General features: G+C 74.5%; 15 protein-coding genes. 10 read left to right on the forward strand and 5 right to left on the reverse strand.

Annotated elements, in window-relative coordinates:
- Positions 1-95: 95 nt before the first annotated feature.
- Entirely contained in the window at positions 96-2,240 is a 2,145-nt protein-coding gene (locus tag ACN267_RS29555; RefSeq protein ID WP_204957828.1) for a S9 family peptidase, read from the reverse strand.
- Positions 2,241-2,326: 86 nt separating this feature from the next.
- Here ACN267_RS29555 and mshB point away from each other — a divergent pair, with 86 nt between their 5' ends.
- The 3 genes from mshB to ACN267_RS29570 all read left to right on the forward strand — a co-directional run bounded on the left by mshB (position 2,327) and on the right by ACN267_RS29570 (position 4,323).
- Entirely contained in the window at positions 2,327-3,316 is a 990-nt protein-coding gene (gene mshB, locus ACN267_RS29560; protein WP_421490121.1) for an N-acetyl-1-D-myo-inositol-2-amino-2-deoxy-alpha-D-glucopyranoside deacetylase, read from the forward strand.
- Positions 3,317-3,333: 17 nt separating this feature from the next.
- Entirely contained in the window at positions 3,334-3,777 is a 444-nt protein-coding gene (locus tag ACN267_RS29565) for a hypothetical protein (RefSeq protein WP_204958193.1), read from the forward strand.
- Between the two features lie 81 nt (positions 3,778-3,858).
- A complete protein-coding gene (locus tag ACN267_RS29570; protein ID WP_421490122.1) occupies positions 3,859-4,323 on the forward strand; it encodes a hypothetical protein in 465 nt (154 codons plus the stop codon).
- Between the two features lie 139 nt (positions 4,324-4,462).
- On the opposite strand, the gene ACN267_RS29575 is transcribed toward ACN267_RS29570, so the two are convergent.
- Positions 4,463-5,500 (reverse strand): GNAT family N-acetyltransferase, encoded by a 1,038-nt coding sequence (locus ACN267_RS29575; RefSeq protein ID WP_421490123.1) that lies wholly within the window; start codon positions 5,498-5,500, stop codon positions 4,463-4,465.
- A 79-nt stretch (positions 5,501-5,579) separates the two neighbouring features.
- On the opposite strand from ACN267_RS29575, the gene fdxA reads away from it, so the two are divergent.
- From fdxA to ACN267_RS29600, 5 genes are all read left to right on the forward strand, one after another.
- The gene (gene fdxA, locus ACN267_RS29580; protein ID WP_007072862.1) at positions 5,580-5,906 is read left to right on the forward strand and encodes a ferredoxin; all 327 of its coding nucleotides are present in this window, start codon (positions 5,580-5,582) and stop codon (positions 5,904-5,906) included.
- A 95-nt stretch (positions 5,907-6,001) separates the two neighbouring features.
- Positions 6,002-7,105, forward strand: a complete 1,104-nt coding sequence (gene dapC, locus ACN267_RS29585; protein ID WP_421490124.1) for a succinyldiaminopimelate transaminase — start codon at positions 6,002-6,004, stop codon at positions 7,103-7,105.
- A 10-nt stretch (positions 7,106-7,115) separates the two neighbouring features.
- Entirely contained in the window at positions 7,116-8,120 is a 1,005-nt protein-coding gene (locus ACN267_RS29590) for a prephenate dehydrogenase (protein ID WP_421490125.1), read from the forward strand.
- Between the two features lie 47 nt (positions 8,121-8,167).
- Positions 8,168-8,806 (forward strand): SIMPL domain-containing protein, encoded by a 639-nt coding sequence (locus ACN267_RS29595; protein WP_421490126.1) that lies wholly within the window; start codon positions 8,168-8,170, stop codon positions 8,804-8,806.
- Positions 8,806-9,447 (forward strand): nucleoside/nucleotide kinase family protein, encoded by a 642-nt coding sequence (locus ACN267_RS29600; protein ID WP_204957834.1) that lies wholly within the window; start codon positions 8,806-8,808, stop codon positions 9,445-9,447. Before ACN267_RS29595 ends, ACN267_RS29600 begins: the two co-directional genes overlap by 1 nt.
- On the opposite strand, the gene ACN267_RS29605 is transcribed toward ACN267_RS29600, so the two are convergent.
- Both ACN267_RS29605 and ACN267_RS29610 read right to left on the reverse strand, forming a co-directional pair.
- A complete protein-coding gene (locus ACN267_RS29605; RefSeq protein WP_421490127.1) occupies positions 9,430-12,000 on the reverse strand; it encodes a hypothetical protein in 2,571 nt (856 codons plus the stop codon). The two genes, ACN267_RS29600 and ACN267_RS29605, sit on opposite strands and share 18 nt — an antisense overlap.
- A 91-nt stretch (positions 12,001-12,091) precedes the next feature.
- On the reverse strand, positions 12,092-12,649 hold the full coding sequence (locus tag ACN267_RS29610; protein WP_281894408.1) for a sugar O-acetyltransferase: 558 nt from the start codon (positions 12,647-12,649) through the stop codon (positions 12,092-12,094).
- Between the two features lie 217 nt (positions 12,650-12,866).
- On the opposite strand from ACN267_RS29610, the gene ACN267_RS29615 reads away from it, so the two are divergent.
- On the forward strand, positions 12,867-16,208 hold the full coding sequence (locus tag ACN267_RS29615; RefSeq protein WP_421490128.1) for a S8 family serine peptidase: 3,342 nt from the start codon (positions 12,867-12,869) through the stop codon (positions 16,206-16,208).
- A gap of 52 nt (positions 16,209-16,260) precedes the next feature.
- Here ACN267_RS29615 and dapD read toward each other — a convergent pair whose 3' ends face one another.
- Complete coding sequence (gene dapD, locus ACN267_RS29620) at positions 16,261-17,217, reverse strand: 2,3,4,5-tetrahydropyridine-2,6-dicarboxylate N-succinyltransferase (protein ID WP_281894406.1); 957 nt, start codon at positions 17,215-17,217, stop codon at positions 16,261-16,263.
- A gap of 81 nt (positions 17,218-17,298) precedes the next feature.
- On the opposite strand from dapD, the gene dapE reads away from it, so the two are divergent.
- A complete protein-coding gene (gene dapE / locus ACN267_RS29625) occupies positions 17,299-18,372 on the forward strand; it encodes a succinyl-diaminopimelate desuccinylase (protein ID WP_421490129.1) in 1,074 nt (357 codons plus the stop codon).
- Positions 18,373-18,715: the final 343 nt, after the last annotated feature.

Consider the following 18,715-nt stretch of genomic DNA (forward strand, 5'->3'; position numbering starts at 1 on the left):
TGACCTGCCCGGCCGCCGGGCCGCCGCCCGCTGACCCGCCCGGTCGGCGGCCCGGCGACCCCCGACCCGGTCCGGCGGGACGGTCCGGCCACGGCTCAGCCCAGGTGGGTGCGGAGGAAGTCGAGTTCCAGGCGGAGCAGCCGTTCGGACAACCCCCCGGCTGCCATGTGGGTGGCACCGGTCAGCGGCAGCACCGCGTGCGGCCGGCCGGTCGACAGCAGCGCCGCCGACAGCCGCAGCGTGTGCGCGGCCACCACGTTGTCGTCGACCATGCCGTGCACCAGCAGCAGCGGTCGGGCCGGCTCGCCGGGATGCAGCGGCTCCGCCGCCAGCTCCACCAGCGAGTGGTGCCCGTACACGTCGATGCCGTCGTCGGGCAGGCCGAGGTAGCGCTCGGTGTACGCGGTGTCGTACAGCGCCCAGTCGGTGACCGGGGCACCGGCGATGCCGCACCGGAACAGCTCCGGGTGGCGCAGCACCGCCAGCCCGGCGAGCCAGCCGCCGAACGACCAGCCCCGGATCGCCACCCGGTCCAGGTCCAGGTCGGGATGCTTGCCGGCGAGCGCGGTCAGCGCGTCCACCTGGTCGGTCAGGATCACGTCGGCCACCCGCCGGTGGATCGCCTTCTCGAACGAGGGTGCCACGCCCGGCGTACCCCGGTTGTCGACGGTGACCACGGCGAACCCGGAGTCCGCCCACCACTGCCGCTCCAGCCAGGCCGACCGGGCGGCCACCACCTCCTGGTGGCCGGGGCCGCCGTAGACGTCCAGCAGCACCGGCAACCGGGTGCCCTTGACGTGCTCGGACGGGTAGAGCACCGCCGTCGGCAACCGCCTGTCGGTCACCCGGACCAGCATCGGCCGGGGCGCCGACGACGGGGTGGCGGCCAGCGACCGCAGCCGGGCCACCTCGCCGTCGCCGCGCCACACCGACCAGGTCGTCCCCGCCTCGTCCAGCGAGGCGGTGCCGACGACCAGGGTGTCCCCGCCGACCACCGCCGTGTGCCAGCCGGGGGTACTGCTCATCCGGCGGGCGTCCACCCCACCGCCGATCACCGTACGGACCCGGTAGAGGTGCCGTTGGCTCGGTTCGCCCTCGCTCGCCTCGACCAGCAGGTCGGCCGGGCCGGGGCCGGTGGGCAGCCGGCCCACCACCCGCCGCACGTACAGCGAGGGCGGGGTGAGCAGGGTGCCGTCGGCGAACAGGCAGCGGGCGTCGTACCCGTCGTGGGCCAACTCACCGCCGACCAGCACCCGGCCGTCGGGCAGGTGCGCCGGGGTGCCCGGGATCGGCTCCACCCAGCGCGGGTCGGCCAGCTCGGCATGCACCTGGGTCTCCCCGGTACGCGGGTCCACCGCCAGCACCAGGCCGTGCTGCTGCGACCGGCGCAGCACGGTGATCAGCGGGTTCCCGTCGGCCCAGTCGACCGAGGCCAGGTACGGGTAGGTCTCCCGGTCCCAGTGCACGTCGACCCAGCCGTCATCGAGGTCGAGCAGGTGCAGGCTGACCTCGGCGTTCGGCCCACCCGCCCGGGGGTACGCGACGGTGGTCGGCGGGGTCGCCGGGTCCGCCGGGTCGTGCAGGTGCCAGCGGGGCAGCCGGGACTCGTCGACCCGGGCGGCGAGCACCATCCGCCCGTCCGGGGCCCACCAGTAGCCCCGGAACCTGCCGAACTCCTCTGCCGCGACGTGCTCGGCGAGCCCCCAGGTCACCCCGCCGTCCTCGCCGGCCAGCAGGGTGTCGGTGCCGTCCGGGGCGACCACCCGCAGCTCGCCCCGGCGTACCCCGTCGGCGGCATCGGTCACGTACGCCACCCGCTGCCCGGTCGGGTCGGGGCGCGGGTCGACCACCGGCCCGACGGTGCTCACCTCGATCACGTCGCCGTGCACCAGGTCGGCCCGGAACAACCGGCCGGCCAGCGCGAACACCGCCACCCGGCCCGCGCCGTCCAGCGCGTACGAGCCGATGCCGGCGGCGCTGAGCCGGCGGCGTTCGCGTAACGCCCGTTCGCCGGGGGCCAGCGCCACCGGGTCGGCGTCCTCGCCGAGCAGCACGGCCGGGTCGGCGATCAGCCGTTCCTCGGCGGAGGCGGTCTCCAGCGCCCAGAGCGCGTCGGCCGGGTCCTGCGGGCCGCCCGAGCGGAGGAAGACCACCCGGGAACCGTCGTCGGCCACGGAAACGGCGCGCGGCGCCCCGTGGCTGAACCGACGGGTACGGGCGGCCAGCTCGGGAAAGTCCACAACCCGGATCGTAGAGCCGTGTCGGGCGTGATGTGGCCGACCTGCGTGGACGCGTACGCCCCGGTGCCGCCGGACCGCCGGTTAGAGTGACGGTCGTGACGACGCTGCCCGACCGACGCCTGCTGCTGGTCCACGCGCACCCCGACGACGAGTCCATCGGCACCGGGTCGACGATGGCGCACTACGCCGCCGCCGGGGCCCACGTCACGCTGGTGACCTGCACCCTCGGCGAGGAGGGCGAGGTCCACGTTCCGGCGCTGGCGCAGCTCGTCGCCGCCGAGGCCGACCAGCTCGGCGGGTTCCGGATCGGCGAGCTGGGTGCCGCCTGCGCCGCGCTCGGTGTCACCGACCACCGTTTCCTCGGCGGCGCGGGCCGCTACCGGGACTCGGGGATGATGGGCATGCCCACCAACGAGCATCCTCGGGCGTTCTGGCGGGCCGACCTCGACGAGGCCGCCGGGCTGCTCCTGGAGGTCATCCGGGAGATCCGCCCGCAGGTCCTGGTCACCTACGACCCGAACGGCTTCTACGGGCACCCGGACCACATCCAGGCGCACCGGGTGGCGATGCGGGCCCACGAGCTGGCCGGCGCGGAGGGCATCGCCCCGGCCAAGGTCTACTGGACGGCGCTGCCGCGCAGCGTCCTGGAGGCCGGGATGAGCCAGTTCACCGAGTCGTCGGACAACCCCTTCGCCGCCATCGACAGCGTCGACGACCTGCCGTTCGGCACCCCCGACGAGCAGATCGCCGCCCGGATCGACGCCACCGACCAGCACGCGGCCAAGGAGGCGGCGATGCGGGCGCACGCCACCCAGATCCCGGCCGACTCCTGGCTGTACGCGATCGCCGGTAACTTCGGCGCGGAGTTCATGGGCGTCGAGTACTTCACCCTGGCGGTGGGGGAGCCCGGCCCGGCGGGCGGCCCGAACGGCTGGGAGAACGACCTCTTCGCCGGGATCGACCCGGACCCGGTGGACCTGCCGGACGGCCGGCCGGTGGCGGCGGCGCGTCGGCCGGAGCAGGCGACCCCGGCGGGTGACGCGTCGGCGGCCACGGCGTCGGCCGGGCTCCGGTGACCCTGCCCGCCACGCCGATGCCGGTCGTCGAGGAGGAGGCCGCCGCCGTCCCGCCGCCGCCCGGCTGGACGGTACGCCTGCTCGACGTCGTGCTGCGGGTGGTCGGTGGGCTGGTCGCCGTGGTCGGTGGGGTGCTCACCGCCGTGACCGGGCTGCTGCTGTCCACCGTCCGGGCCGGCGGGCAGCTGATCGGGGTGTCGGTGGTGGTCACCATCCTGGGCGCGGTCGCGGTGAGCTGGTTCGCGTACGCGGCGGTCGGCCGGAAGTGGGCGGTGGCGTTGCCGGCGCTGCCGTGGTTCGTGCTGATGGCGGTGGCGGCGGTCCGGACCGCCGAGGGTGACCTGCTGGTGGCGGGGGACAACTGGGTCGGACTGGCGATGATCACCACCGGGGCGATGACGTTCGCGGTGATGGCGTTCCGGCAGATGCTCAGCCCGCAGCCGCGTCGCCACGACGGGTGATGACGACACACAGCCTGCGGTGGTAGATATTCCTGCCAGGAGACCCGCCGACGGGGCGGGTGGTACGGCGGGAGGCGTGTGATGACACAGCGGTGGCGGGCGGTCGGCGTACTCGCGGCGGCCCTGTTCGCGGTCAACGTGGTGGCCCGGGTGATCATCAAACTCGGCTTCGACGGGAACGACGCCGCCGCCGACCGGGTCTCGCTGGGCATGTTCGTCGTGATCGGGCTGGTCCTGGCCGGGGTGGTGTTCACCTGGGGTAAGGCTGTTCCGGCGGCGCGGTGGGGTGCCGACGTGGCTGCGGCGGTGGCCGTGGCGCTGCTGCTGACGGTGCTCGTCGGCCCGCTGCTGGTCGGGAACAACCCGTTCGGTGGGGGCGCGGGGCTGTTCTTCGCCCAGATCTGGCTCTACCTCGTCGCCGCCGGGGCCGGCGTGGCGCTCGGCTACCTGGTGCTGGTCGCGCTCGGGTCGGACTACCGCTCGCAGCAGTTGCGGCGGTACGCCGAGCGCAACGTGGGCAAGCCCCGTCGGGTGGTCCGGCGCTGACCCGCGCGCCCGCCGGGCTTGATCAACTCTTGGGGGCGCACATAGCGGTATCCGGACCGGTGCGATGTCGCAACATCGGCCCCCAGGAGCCGATCAAGGCGCCCGGGCCGGGTCAGGTCGCGGGATGGGACGGGGCGGGTCAGGTGGGCGGGGCGACCCGCGTCAGGTAGGTGTGGTGGGTGGTGAAGCCCAGCTTGCGGTAGAGCGTCACCGCCGCGGTGTTGCGCTGCTCCACCTGGAGGAAGGCGTGTGTCGCCCCCTCTGCCGCGCCCCACTCGGCCAGGGCCCGGATCACCCGGGCGGCCAGCCCCTGCCGGCGCGCTGACGGGGTCACCTCGATCAGGCTGAGCCCCAGCCAGCGGCCCTGCCCGGTGACCGTGCCCCGGCCCGTCGCCAGCAGCCTGCCGTCGGCGTACACCTGGGCGAAGCGGACCCGGGCCACGGCGGTGAGGATGTGCCGGGCGGAGTCGGGCAGCCCGCCCTTGCGCCCGGCGGCGACCGCGAGCCACTCCTCGGACGGCGCGGCGTCGAGCCCGACCGGCAGCCCGCCGGCCGGGTCCGCCGCACCCGGCGTGTCGGCCTGGATCGCCGCGCCCGGCGTGTCGGCCGGGTCCGGCGTATCCGGCGCGGGTGGTGGCTGCGGGGTGAGCAGGGTGGCCAGCGGGACGGTCTGGACCAGGGTCAGCGGGCGGGCGGTCCAGCCCCGGGCGTCCAGTTCGGCACCGACCGGCACGGCCAGCGGCAACGGGGTGTTGACCATGGCGGGTTGGCCGTGTCCGGCGTACCAGCGTTCGATGGCGTCGATCGCCGCCGGCAGCGGCCGGTCGGGGTCGCCGACCGGCAGGGCCGAGTTGGCGCGTCCGGTCCAGCCGTCGGCGGAACGCAGCAGCCAGTCGCCGAGCCGGCCGCGTACCGGCGCGGGCCACGCCTCGTCGGCGGCGAGTTCCAGCTCGACCACGGCGGACGCGGTGGGCCGGCGGGTGGGCGGCACCCGCTTGGCCCGGTGCACCTCGGCCACCGGCACCCGGACCCGGCCCTGCGCGGTGGCGATGGTGAGATGGGTCTCGCTCAGCTCGACCAGTTCACCGAGGGCGTCCGAGAAGAGGGGCCGGCCCTCACGAATCCCCACAATGCGGCGAACCACGATCCGGTGTCCCACATCCTGCTGTCGGAGCACGATCGACCTCCTCCCCGGCGAGATACTAGGCTCTTAGCGTCGCGGGTGATCGCGACGAGTCTTGCGGAGGAGAAGACCGGTGACCTACATCATCGCCGAGCCGTGCGTGGATGTGCTCGACAAGGCATGCATCGAGGAATGCCCGGTCGACTGCATTTACGAGGGCAACCGGATGCTCTACATCCACCCCGACGAATGCGTCGACTGTGGTGCCTGTGAGCCGGTCTGCCCGGTGGAGGCCATCTTCTACGAGGACGACGTCCCCGAGCAGTGGAAGGACTACACCGGCGCCAACTACGAGTTCTTCGAGGACCTGGGCTCGCCGGGCGGTGCGTCGAAGATCGGCAAGGTGGAGAAGGACGCGACGTTCGTCGCCGGCCAGCCGCCGCGCGGCGAGGGCCACTGAACCGGCCCGCCGCCGCGACACCGGGGGCACCGGCCGGGCCCGCAGCGGCACCGGCCGGGGCCGCGCCGGAGCGTCAGGTCGGGCCGGCACCGGCCGTGCCGGTGTCGGCCCGGTTGCCCGAGTTCACCTGGGACACCCTGGACGCCGCGGCCACCCTGGCCGCGGCGCACCCGGACGGCCTGATCAACCTCTCCATGGGCACCCCTGTCGATCCGGTGCCCACGGTGATCCGGCAGGCCCTGGCCGACGCGTCCGACGCGCCGGGTTACCCGTTGACGGCGGGCACCCCGGCGTTGCGGCAGGCCATCGCCGGCTGGGTGGCGCGCGCCTGCGCCGCCGGTGTCGACGGGCTCGGGGTGCTGCCGACCATCGGTTCCAAGGAACTGGTGGCCTGGCTGCCCACCCTGCTCGGGATCGGCCCCGGCGACGTGGTCGTGGTGCCCACGGTCGCCTATCCGACATACGAGGACGGTGCCCGGCTGGCCGGCGCCACTGTCGTCCGCGCCGACGCGCTGACCGCGGTCGGCCCGACCTCACGGGTACGCCTGGTCTGGGTCAACTCGCCGGGCAACCCGACCGGTCGGGTGCTGCCCGCCGCCCACCTGCGCAAGGTGGTCGACTGGGCGCGGGAGCGCGGTGCCGTGGTGGCCAGCGACGAGTGCTACCTCCCGCTGGGCTGGACGGCCGACGCCGCCCCGGTGTCGGTGCTCGCGCCGGAGGTCTGCGGCGGGTCGTACGACTCGGTGCTGGCGGTGCACTCGCTGTCCAAGCGCTCCAACCTGGCCGGCTACCGGGCCGGGTTCGTCGCCGGTGACCCGGTGCTCGTCGCCGAGCTGCTGAAGATCCGCAAGCACGCCGGCATGATCGTCCCGGCGCCGGTGCAGGCCGCCATGGTGGCCGCGCTCGGCGACCAGGCGCACGCCGACGAGCAGCGGGAACGCTACCGGGCCCGGCGGGAGACGCTGCTCGCCGCGTTCATCGGGGCGGGGTTCCGGCTGGAGCACTCCGAGGCGGGCCTCTACCTCTGGCTCACCCGCGACGAGGACTGCTGGGACACCGTCGACTGGCTGGCCCGCCGGGGCATCCTGGTCGCCGCCGGGGCGTTCTACGGCCCGGCCGGGCAGCGGCACGTCCGGGTGGCGCTGACCGGGTCCGACGCGCACGTCGGGGCGGTCGCGCAGCGGCTCGCCCAGCCGTAGGGCGGCTGTGGTGGGTGACGACGTCGGCCGACCCCGGGTCGCCGTGGTGGGCACCGGCCTGATCGGCGGGTCGATCCTGCTGCGCCTGCACGCGGCGGGCGTCCCGGTGACCGGCTGGGACCCGGACCCGGCGACCCGGGCCGAGGGCCGCCGCCGGGGCCTCGACTTCGCCGACGAGCTCGGCGACGCGGTCCGCGACCGGGACGTGGTGTTCCTCGGCGGCCCGCTGCCCAGCCTGCCGCAGACCCTGCTCACGGTGGCGGGGCTGACCGGTGACCGATGCATCGTCACCGACGTGGGCAGCACCAAGGAGGCCGTCGCCGGGTTCGCCGGGGCACACGGGTTGACCGGCCGGTTCGTCCCCGGGCACCCGATGGCCGGGACCGAACGGGCCGGGCTCACCGCCGCCCGGGAGGACCTGTTCGCCGACGCGGCCTGGGTGCTCTGCCCGAGCGCCGACGGGCTGGTGCCGTTCCGGGCGCTGGTCGGGCTGGTGGTCGACGTCTTCGGCGCGCACGTCGTGCCGATGTCGCCGCAGGTGCACGACCGGGTCGTGGCGCTGTCCTCGCACGTGCCGCACCTGCTGGCCGGCGGTCTGGCCGGGGCCGCCGCCGACTCGACGGTGCGCGACGCGGTGGTCCGGCTCGCCGCCGGCAGCTTCCGCGACGGCACCCGGGTGGCGACCACCCCGGCCCGGCGGACCGCCGCCATGCTGCTGGCGAACCGGGACCAGGTGCTGCGGCAGTTGGCCGAGGTGCGGGCCGCGCTCGACGTGCTCGCCGAGGCGGTCCGCGACGACGACCTGCCCACGCTGGTGGCCCACTACGAGCGGGCCGGCGCGGTGCGGGCGGCCGGGTCGGGCCGGGAACAGCCCGTCCAGCGGGCGTTCGACCTCGATGCCGATCCCGCCGGGGAGTTGGCGTTCGTCAGGTCGGTGGGCGAGTCCGGTGGGCACCTGACCGGCTGCGTGGTGGCACGGGGGACGGTGACGTACACCGGGCTGCGGCCGGCCTGACCGCGCGGATACCGGCGGCACGCCGGTCGCGCCGCTAGGGTGGGGGCGTGGCGGACGGACCGGTGGTGGCGGTGCGCGGTGAGGCGTACCGGGAGGTGCCGCCCGAGCTGGCCCGCTTCGAGGTGACCGCGACGGCCCGGGAACGTGACCGTCAGGTCGCGTTGGCCCGGCTCGCCGAGCGGGCCGCCGCCGTCCGGGTGCTGCTCGACGAGCACGAGCCGGCGGTGGACCGCCGGGAGGCCGGTGAGCTGCGGGTCCGCCCCGAGACGAACCGGTCCGGCGAACGGGTCGTCGGCTACCTGGGCAGCGTCTCCACCACCGTCACCGTCACCGACTTCGGCTCCCTGGCGGAGCTGATGCTGCGGCTGGCCGAACTGGACCACGTCGAGGTGGCCGGCCCCTGGTGGTCGTTGCGCCCGGACAGCCCGGCCCACCGGGAGGCCCGGCACGCGGCGATCGCCGACGCGTTGCGCCGGGCCCGGGAGTACGCCGAGGCGCTCGGCGTCCGGGTGACCGCGCTGCTGGAGTTGGCCGACAGCGACGAGAGTTCCGGCATGGGCGGGGCGCTGTTCGCCCGTCAGGCCCGCCAGGGTGGCCCGCCGGAGCTGGATCTGGACCCCCGTCCGCAGTCGGTGCACGCGGTGGTGCGGGCCCGGTTCACCATCAGCGAGCCGGTCCTGACCTGATGCCCGGGGCACGTCCGTTCTCCCTCGACGACCTGGTGGCAAGGGCCCGGTCGTTGGCCGACGCCGGCCCCCGGCAGTTGCTGGGCATCGCCGGGGCGCCCGGGGCGGGCAAGTCCACCCTGGCCGAGCGGATCGTCGCGGCGGTCGGCCCGAGCGCCCGGCTGGTGCCGATGGACGGCTTCCACCTCGCCCAGGCGGAGCTGGTCCGGCTGGGCCGGGCCGACCGCAAGGGCGCGGTCGACACGTTCGACGCCAACGGGTACGTGTCGTTGCTGCGCCGGCTGCACCGGTTGGAGCCGACCACCGTGTACGCGCCGCTGTTCCGCCGTGACCTGGAGGAGCCGGTGGCCGGGGCGGTGGAGGTGCCGCCCTCGGTCCGGCTGGTGGTGACCGAGGGCAACTATCTGCTGCTCGGCGAGCCGCCGTGGGACGAGGTGCGGTCGTTGCTGCACGAGGCGTGGTTCCTCGACCTGGATGCGGGGGCCCGGCTGCGTCGACTGGTGGCCCGGCACGTGGCGTACGGGCGGTCACCGGAGGCGGCGCAGGCCTGGGCGTACGGCAGCGACGAGGCGAACGCCGCCGTGGTGGCGGGCACCGCCGACCGGGCCGACCTGGTGATCCGGTCAACCGACCCGGGGTGACGGGACGCTACGCCGCAGCAGCCGGGCCACCAGGGCCCGTTCCCGGTGGAACTCCCACGCCTCCGGGTAGCCGCTGTGGTTGCGGATCGGCGGGTCGGCGACCTCGCCCCCGCTGGGGTGCAGCGCCTCCGGGTCGGTCACCGGCACGTCCCGTTCCCCGGCGTTGACCTGCCAGCCGAGCGGGTCGGTGTCCCGCCAGAAGTTGGTCCACGCGACGTGGCCGGAGGGCCAGGTCAGGGCGTCGGCGAGCACCCGGAGCCGGGCCGGGCCGAAGTAGGCGGGGAAGACCCGCCCGTAGAGTCGGGTGAGTTGGCAGCCGTACGACAGGAACCAGATCCGTCGCCGCCACCGGGTCGGCAGTTGCAGCAGCGTCGCCGCGCAGATCACCGTGCCCTGGCTGTGCCCGGAGAGGATCACCCCGTCCATCCGGCGGGGGTCGCGCTCGGTCAGCGCCAGGAGGCCGGCGATCCGGGTCTGCAACTCGGGGACGGCGCGTTCGGCGTAGCTGGGTGGGGCGAGCGGGTGCGCGGCGCGCGGCCAGAAGGTGCCGACGTCCCACAGCACCCCGACGCTGCGCCGGACGGTGTCGTTGCGGTAGACGAGCATGCCGAGCCCGGCGACCACCAGCGGCAGCCAGCCCAGCAGGGTGTCCCCGAGGTCGGCGGCGGCGTGCACCAGCCCCGGCCAGCCCGACGCGCCGGCCGGGGCCGGGCGGGCTCGGTTCAGCGCCGCCACGCAGGACAGTGTCACGAGCACCGCCGCGATGGTGGCGTAGCAGCCGATCAGCCGTACCGCGTGCTCGCCGACCAGGCGGTGCAGCGCGCGGAAGGTGCTGACGTGCCGGCAGCGGCGCAGGTCGTGCGCGGACAGGGCCTGCCCGGTGGCGGTGAGCCGGTGGTATTCGACGCGGCGCAGCCGGTGGAAGAGCACCACGGCGCGGATCAGCGTGCCGAGCAGGGCGGCGGTGGCGACGGTGAAGGCCAGTCCGGCCCAGATCACCGGCAGGGGTGGCACGATCGGGGAGAACCCGCTGGGTGAGGCGGCCCCGTCGAGCCGGTCGGTGACCCAGTAGAGCAGGCCGGCGCAGTAGGCGATGGCCATCATCCAGCCGAAGCCGGCGATCACGGCGGCCCCGCGTCCGCCCCAGGCGACGTCGGTGTGCACGCCCAGTGGTTGCTGTCCGGCGTCGCTGCCGGTGCGGGGCAGCAGCAGTCCGGTCGTGGCGAGCGCGATGGCGGGTGCGGCGAGCATCCAGATCCGCAGCCCGTCGGGGGCGGCGGGAAGGCCGGGCAGCCGGCCGTCGAGCCAGGCCGTGCCGAGGGGCAGCAGCACGGCGGCGGCAGCGGGGACGGGCAGCGCGCGGCGGCCGGAGCGGGCGACCGTGCCGATGGCGATCAGCAGCAGCACCTGGTAGGTGGCGAGCCAGGCGACCAGCCCGTCGTAGCCGGGCAGCGAGTGGTCGGCGCGGCAGCCGGCCAGGCCGGGGTCGCGGATGCAGCCGGCCGGTGGGCGGAACTGCGCGAGCGGGGTGCCGGCGGGGCCGTCCGGCAGCAGCAGGAGGGTGAAGGTGCCGGCCAGCGCGAGGCCGGTGAGCACGCCGACGGCGAGGCTCCACCGGCCGAGCGGGGCGGCCCCGCTGCGTCGGGTCAGCCAGGGACGGCCGACCGCCACCACCGCGATCGCCACGACCGTGACCAGGGCGGCGACGGTCGGGACGGCGACCACGGCGCGGACGCCCCGGGCCGGGTCCAGCACCAGCACCGCGCCGACGGGTACCGCCGCGGCGAGCGCCGCGCCGACGCACAGGTGCAGCACGGCGGCCCGACGCAGCTGTCCCTCCCCGCCCCAGAAGGTGGGGTCCTGCAACGGGTTGGCCAGGTTGGGCGCCGGCTCGGCCGGGTGCTCCCCGTCGCCCGCCGGGGGGCGGGGTTCGGCGGGCATCTCGGCCTCGTACTGGTAGGTGCGCCAGGAGACGATGCCGAGCACCAGCAGCATCGCCAACGGCACCAGCAGGCCGACGGCGAGCGCGCGGGCGTCCGCGCGCCACCAGCCCCGGCCGAGGAACTCCCACGGGCCGGGCAGTTGCCGCAGGCACTCCTGGTCGACGCACTGCCAGGCGATCAGGTCGACCCCGATGCCGGTGGCGGCGAGGACCAGGGTGCCGGTGAGGCTGAGGCAGAACAGCCGGATCAGCCAGGCGGTGATGCCGGAGCGGCTGCCCCAGCGTTCGGTGTCCGGGTCGGGCGGGATGCCGGGGCGGGCGTACAGGGCGACGTTGGCCAGGGTGAACGGCAGCAGCAGCGTCCACAGGGCGCGTTCGACGTCCCGCGCGGTCCGCGCCCCCGAGGTCAACTGCCCCCAGCTGTACGCCTCGACGACGACGGGGTCGTCGGGGGCGGCGTCGTCGGCCCGGTAGAAGCCGGTGACGTCGCCGCCGGAGACGAGCCGGGGGTGCGGGCCGGTGCCGGTCGGGTCGGCGGGCAGGCCGAGGATCTGGTCGGGCGGGGTGTTGGACACGCCGTGTACCCGGAGTTCGAGTACCCGCTCGGCCATCGGTGCTCCCTGGTGACGAAGTCACTACCCAGAGTGCATCGGAATTTGCCGTTCGCCCACGGTTGCGTCGGTGTTTTCGCAGCTCAAGCTGTTATTGCAGGGTACGGATCACCCGTGCGGGGTTACCCACGGCGACCACGTTGGGGGGTAGGTCGCGGGTGACCACCGCGCCCGCGCCGACCACCGTGTTCTCCCCGACCGTCACTCCGGCGAGGACGATCACCCCGCCGCCGAGCCAGACGTTGTCCCCGATGGTGATCGGCTGGGCGGCCTCCCACTTGGCTCTCCGCGCCTCGGCCTCGACGGGGTGGGTGGCGGTGAGCAGCTGCACGTTCGGTCCGATCTGGACGTCCGCGCCGATGGTGATCCGGGCGACGTCGAGCAGGACGGCGTTGAAGTTGACGAAGCTGCGGTCCCCGAGGTGGGTCTGCCAGCCGTAGTCGCAGTACAGCGGTGGGCGTACCTGGGCGTCCTCGCCGACGCTGCCGAGCAGGTCGCGCAGGGCGGCGAGCCGGCCCTGCGGGTCGTCGGCGGGACTGCGGTTGAACCGTTCGGCCAGCCGCGCGGCGCGGTCGAGATCCGCGACGATCTCGGGGTCGTCGGCGACGTACGGCTCGCCGGCGAGCATGCGTTCCCTCATGGACGTCACCAGGCGATCGTCGCCGATCGGGCGGGCCGGTGGGACGAAATCGCGTCGGTCGTGTCTCGGCAATGTGTCCGGACGGTCATCCCGCGGACTTCTTTTTACATACCGAGTATGTAATTCTGGGGCATCGATGTGGCCCGGTCGTCGATGTGGCCGGTCGTCGATGGTTCACGTGGCTCGATGGGCTCACGTCAGGTAAACGTCCCAGAAGGAGGTTCCGTTGCACCGAAGCAGAAGAACCGCGGCCGGCGGGCTGGTGCTCGCCCTGGCCCTCGGTCTGCCGGCGACGGGCGCGCACGCCGCGCCCGCCGGCCCCACCGCGCCCCGGCCCATCACGCCGGCCGCCGGCTCCAGCACCGTCACCCTGATCACCGGGGACCAGGTCACCGTCACCCGCGCCGGTGGTGCCGCCGTGCGCCCCGGCCCCGGCCGGGAACACCAGCAGTTCCTGGTCCGCCGGGAACGCGGCCACCTGTCCGTGGTGCCCCGCGACGCGGTGCCGCTGGTGCGCTCCGGGCAGGTCGACAAGCGGCTGTTCGACGTCACCGGCCTGATCGCCGCCCGCTACGACGACGCCCACCGCGACAACCTGCCGCTGCTGGTGTCGTACCGCGAGGGGCAGGCCCGGCGCGGCGCGGCCGGGCTGCCGGGCACCCGGGTGACCCGCGACCTGCCGGCGATCCAGGGCGCGGCGCTGACCGCCGGCAAGTCCTCGACCGGCGCGGTCTGGTCGACGCTGACCGGCGGCGACGCCGGAGCCCGGCTCGACGCGGCAGGGGGCGTCGAGCGGATCTGGCTGGACGGTCGGCGCACGCTCTCCCTCGACCACAGCGTGCCGCAGATCGGCGCGCCCACCGCCTGGGCGGCCGGCTGGACCGGCAAGGGGGTGACCGTCGCGGTGCTGGACACCGGCATCGACGCCACCCACCCGGACCTCGCCGGCAAGGTCGCCGAGGCCCGCAACTTCAGCGACCTGCCCGACCAGCGGGACATCGTCGGGCACGGCACCCACGTCGCCTCCACCATCGCCGGCAGCGGTGCCGCCTCCGGCGGGAAGTACCGGGGCGTCGCGCCGGACGCGACGCTGCTCGACGGCAAGGTCTGCGAGGAGTTCGGCTGCGCCGAGTCGGCGATCCTGGCCGGCATGCAGTGGGCCACCACCGAGAAGAAGGCCGCCGTGGTCAACATGAGCCTCGGCGGCGGCGACACCCCCGAGGTCGACCCGCTGGAGGAGGCCGTCCAGACGCTGACCGCCCAGACCGGCAGCCTCTTCGTCATCGCCGCCGGCAACGACGGCCGGGACGGCTCGGTCGGCTCACCGGGCACCGCCGACGCCGCACTGACCGTCGGCGCGGTCGACCGGGACGACGAACTCGCCGACTTCTCCAGCCGGGGCCCCCGCCTCGGCGACGACGCGCTCAAGCCCGACATCACCGCCCCCGGCGTCGACATCGTGGCCGCCCGCTCCGTCGACGGCCAGATCGGCGACCCGGTCGGCACGAGGTACGTCGCACTCTCCGGCACGTCGATGGCCACCCCGCACGTGGCCGGCTCGGTGGCGCTGCTCGCCCAGCAGCACCCGGGCTGGAAGGCCGGGCAGCTCAAGGCGACCCTGATGGCCGCCGCCAAGCCGCACCCGACGCAGACCGCCTACGAGCAGGGCGCCGGCCGGGTGGACCTGACCCGGGCCATCACCGAGCAGGTCACCACCGACCCGGTCAGCGTCTCGTTCGGCCGGGCCCTGTGGCCGCACGGCGACGACGCCCCGATCACCCGGACCGTCGCCTGGCACAACGGCGGCACCACGCCGCTCACCCTCGACCTGACCGTCGAGGTGAAGGGGCCGGACGGGAAGGCCGCACCGGCCGGCATGTTCACCCTCGGCGTCAACCGGATCACCGTCCCGGCGGGCGGCCGGGCCGAGACCACCGTCACCGCGAACACCCGGCTCGGCGTCGACGGCTACTGGACCGGTCGGGTGGTGGCCCGCTCCGGCGGCACCGTCGCGGTGACCCCGCTGGCCGTGCACCGGGAGGTGGAGAGCTACACCGTCACGCTCACCCACCTCGACCGCAGCGGCGAGCCGGGCGGCGACTACTCGACCAGCCTGGTCAACCTCGCCGACGGCGACCTGCGCGACGTGTTCGAGGCCGACGGCGTCGTCGAACTCCGGGTCCCCAAGGGCCGGTACGGGCTGAGCAGCGTCTTCTTCGAGCCGGGCCCGGACGAGGAGTCGGGCGGCCTGGGCATGCTCGCCCAGCCGGAACTGGTGGTCGACGGCGACACCGCGGTCACCGTCGACCTGCGCAAGGCCAAGCCGGTACGGATGACCGTGCCGCAGGCCGACGCCAAGGTCTCCCTGGTCGACATCAGCGCCAACTACCTGCTGCCCGACGACGGCAGCTACGGCTTCGGCATCGTCTCCTTCGACACCTTCGACGGGCTGTCCACCGGCCAGCTCGGCAAGGCGGTGTCGGCCGACGAGTTCGTCGCCACCTTCAACAGCCAGTGGGCCGACCGGGACGCCGAGGTCAGCCCCTACCTGTACGCGCTGGGCGAGGTCGTGCCGGGCAAGCTGCCCAGCGGGCTGGTGCGCGACTACCGGCGGGGCGACCTGGCCACGGTGGTGCACACGTTCCGTGACCCGTACCCGAAGATGGAAGCCGAGCGGCTGGTCTTCCCGGACAGCGGCTACAACCTCGGCGGCTGGGCGGTCGTCCTGCCGACCGACCTGCCCGGCCAGCGCACCGAGCACTACAGCACCAAGGGGATGCGCTGGGAGTCCGAGCTGGACTTCGGCGTCCGCGACCCGGAAGCGGGCTGGCTCGACGTCCAGGCGGTCCTGGTGACCCCGCCCACGAAGTACCAGCCCGGCCGGCGGGCCACCGAGACCTGGGGTGCGGCGCCGCTCGGGCCGTCCCTGCCCGCCCCGCGCTGGCCGGGGGACGGTGTCACCCGGACCGGGGACACCATGCTGGTGAGCGTGGCGCTGCACGCCGACGCGGCCGGGCACCCCGGCGGGTCACTGACCGACAGCGCCCGTACCGCGCTGTGGCGCAACGGCACGCTGGTGGAGGAGACCGACAACCCGGGGTACGGCGAGTTCACCGTGCCGAAGACGGCCGGCGACTACAAGCTGACCGTCGCGGCGACGCGGAGCCTCACCGACCTCGGCACCGAGGTGGAGGCGAGCTGGACGTTCCGCTCCGGGCACGTGGCGGGTGACACGCCGAAGCCGCTGCCGCTGTCGGAGATCCGGTTCACCCCGCGGCTGCGGGCCGACAACACCGCCCCGGCGGGGCAGGTCTTCGCCGTCCCCGTGCAGGTACGACGGCAGCCGGGCGCCGGCACCGCCAAGCTGGCGAAGCTCAGCGTCGACGTGTCGTACGACGGGGGGAGGACCTGGCGGCGGGCGACCGTGGTGAAGATGCCGGGCCAGGGCACGGTGGCGCTGGTCAAGCACCCGGCCGGTGCCGGGTACGCGTCCCTGCGGGCGACCGCCCGGGACACCGAGGGCAACACCGCGAGCACCCGGATCATCCAGGCGTACCGCCTGAAGTGATCGGACGTCCGGGCCCGCGACGGTTCTCGTCGCGGGCCCGGACCCGTGCGGGTCAGTCGTTGGCGTGCAGGGCGGCGTTGAGCGTGATGCCCTGGCCGCTGCGCGGCTTCGCCTCCAGCGCCCCGGTCACCGAGTTGCGCCAGAACAGCAGGCCGTCGACGCCGGACAGCTCACGGGCCTTCACCACCCGGCCGTCCGGCAGGGTGATCTTCGAGGCGGCGGTGACGTAGCAGCCGGCCTCGACCACGCAGTCGTCGCCGAGCGAGATGCCGACCCCGGCGTTCGCGCCGATCAGGCTCCGTGCCCCGATCCGCACCCGGTCGGTGCCGCCACCGGAGAGGGTGCCCATGATCGACGCGCCGCCGCCGATGTCGGAGCCGTCACCGACCACCACGCCCTGCACGATCCGGCCCTCGACCATCGAGGTGCCCAGCGTGCCGGCGTTGAAGTTGACGAAGCCCTCCTGCATCACCGTGGTGCCGGCGGCCAGGTGCGCGCCGAGCCGGACCCGGTCCGCGTCGGCGATCCGCACCCCGGCGGGCACCACGTAGTCGGTCATCCGGGGGAACTTGTCCACCCCGTACACGGCCAGGTGGCGGCCGGCGGCCCGCTCGATCACCCGCAGCTCGTCCACCCGCTCCGGCGGGCACGGGCCGGCCGAGGTCCAGGCCACGTTCGCCAGTTTGCCGAAGATGCCGTCGAGGTTCAGCTCGTTGGGCCGCACCAGGCGGTGGGAGAGCAGGTGCAACCGCAGGTACGCGTCGGCGGCGTCCTTGATCGGCTCGTCCAGCGCGCCGATCACGGTGACCACCTGCACCGTACGCAGGCCCGGCAGGGCCCGCTCGCCGACCGCGCCGGGCGGCAGGTCCAGCACGTCGGCCTGGTCCTCGCCGGGGACCAGCGGCAGCTCACCCAGGCCCAGCTTGCCGGTCGGGTACCAGGTGTCGAGCACCTGCTCGGCGGCGGTCACTGTGGCCAGGCCGATACCCCAGGCGGATTGGGACGTCACTGTTCTACCCTCTCGTTCGCGGCTGCGGGGCCGGTGGGCTCACCCCTCCCGCCCACCGTCCAGGACGGTACCGTGCGAATCATGGAGAACCCGCTTACCCCCGAGATCCTGGCCGATCCGGTGGCGCTGACCCGCGCCCTGGTCGACATCGAGTCCGTCTCCCTCGACGAGAAGGCTATCGCCGACTGTGTCGAGGAGGTCCTGCGCCGGGTGCCGCACCTGAGCACCTTCCGGCACGGCAACACCGTGATGGCGCGGACGGATCTGGGCCGGTCCTCCCGGGTGGTGCTCGCCGGGCACCTGGACACGGTGCCGCACAACGACAACTTCCCGTCGACCATGCGCGGGGATCTGATGTACGGCTGCGGCACCTCCGACATGAAGTCCGGGGTGGCCTTCGCGCTGCACCTGGCGGTTACCCTGCCCGACCCCCGGTACGACGTGACGTACTTCTTCTACGAGGCCGAGGAGATCGAGTCCCGGTACAACGGGCTCACCCTGGTCGCCGAGGCCCACCCGGAATGGCTCCGGGCCGACTTCGCGGTGCTGCTGGAACCGACGTACGGCATCGTGGAGGCCGGCTGCCAGGGCACCATGCGGGCGATCGTCACGGTGCCCGGCGAACGCGCCCACGTGGCCCGCTCCTGGCGCGGGGTCAACGCCATCCACGGCGCGGGCGAGGTGCTCCGCCGCCTCGGCGAATACCAGGCCCGGCGGGTCACCATCGACGGTTGCGACTACCGGGAGGGCCTCAACGCGGTGCGCATCGACGGCGGCGTGGCCGGCAACGTCGTCCCCGACCGCTGCGAAATCGAGATCAACTACCGGTACGCCCCGGACCGTGACCCGGCGGCGGCCGAGGCGCACCTGCGGGAGGTCTTCGCCGGCTACGACCTGGCGATCACCGATGCGGCGGCCGGCGCGGCCCCGGGACTCGACGCGCCGGTGGCCCAGGAGTTCCTGGCTGCCGTCGGTGCCGCCCCGATCGGCAAGCTGGGCTGGACCGACGTGGCCCGGTTCGCGGCGATGGGCATCCCGGCGCTGAACTTCGGCCCCGGCGACCCCAACCTCGCCCACCACAAGGACGAACACGTCGAACTCACCAAGATCCGCGACGGCGCCGCCACCCTCCACCGCTGGCTGACCCCCGCCTAACCCCGCCCCCCGCCCCGCGCCCCCGCCCCGCCCCGCGCCCCGCCCCGGGTTCGCCCCGGTGATCAAGAGGTTTGTGTCACCGAGAGCGCTCTCCCACTCCCCATTTCTCTTGATCACGACTCATTTCTCTTGATCACCGAGTGCGGGGCGGGCCCGGGCTGGCTGCGGGAGCGGACCGGGTGCGGCGCGGGGACTCGGCCGGGCGTGGGGCGGGGCTGGGGAGCGGGCCGGCAGCAGCGCGGGCCGGGTTGGGAGCAGTATGGGCCGGGCCGGCAGCAGTGTGGGCCGGGTTGGGAGCAGCGTGGGCCGGGATGGCAGGAGCGTGGGCCCGGTCGGGAGCGGC

The organism is Micromonospora sp. WMMD734 (genome assembly GCF_049178975.1).
Lineage (GTDB): Bacteria > Actinomycetota > Actinomycetes > Mycobacteriales > Micromonosporaceae > Micromonospora > Micromonospora wenchangensis.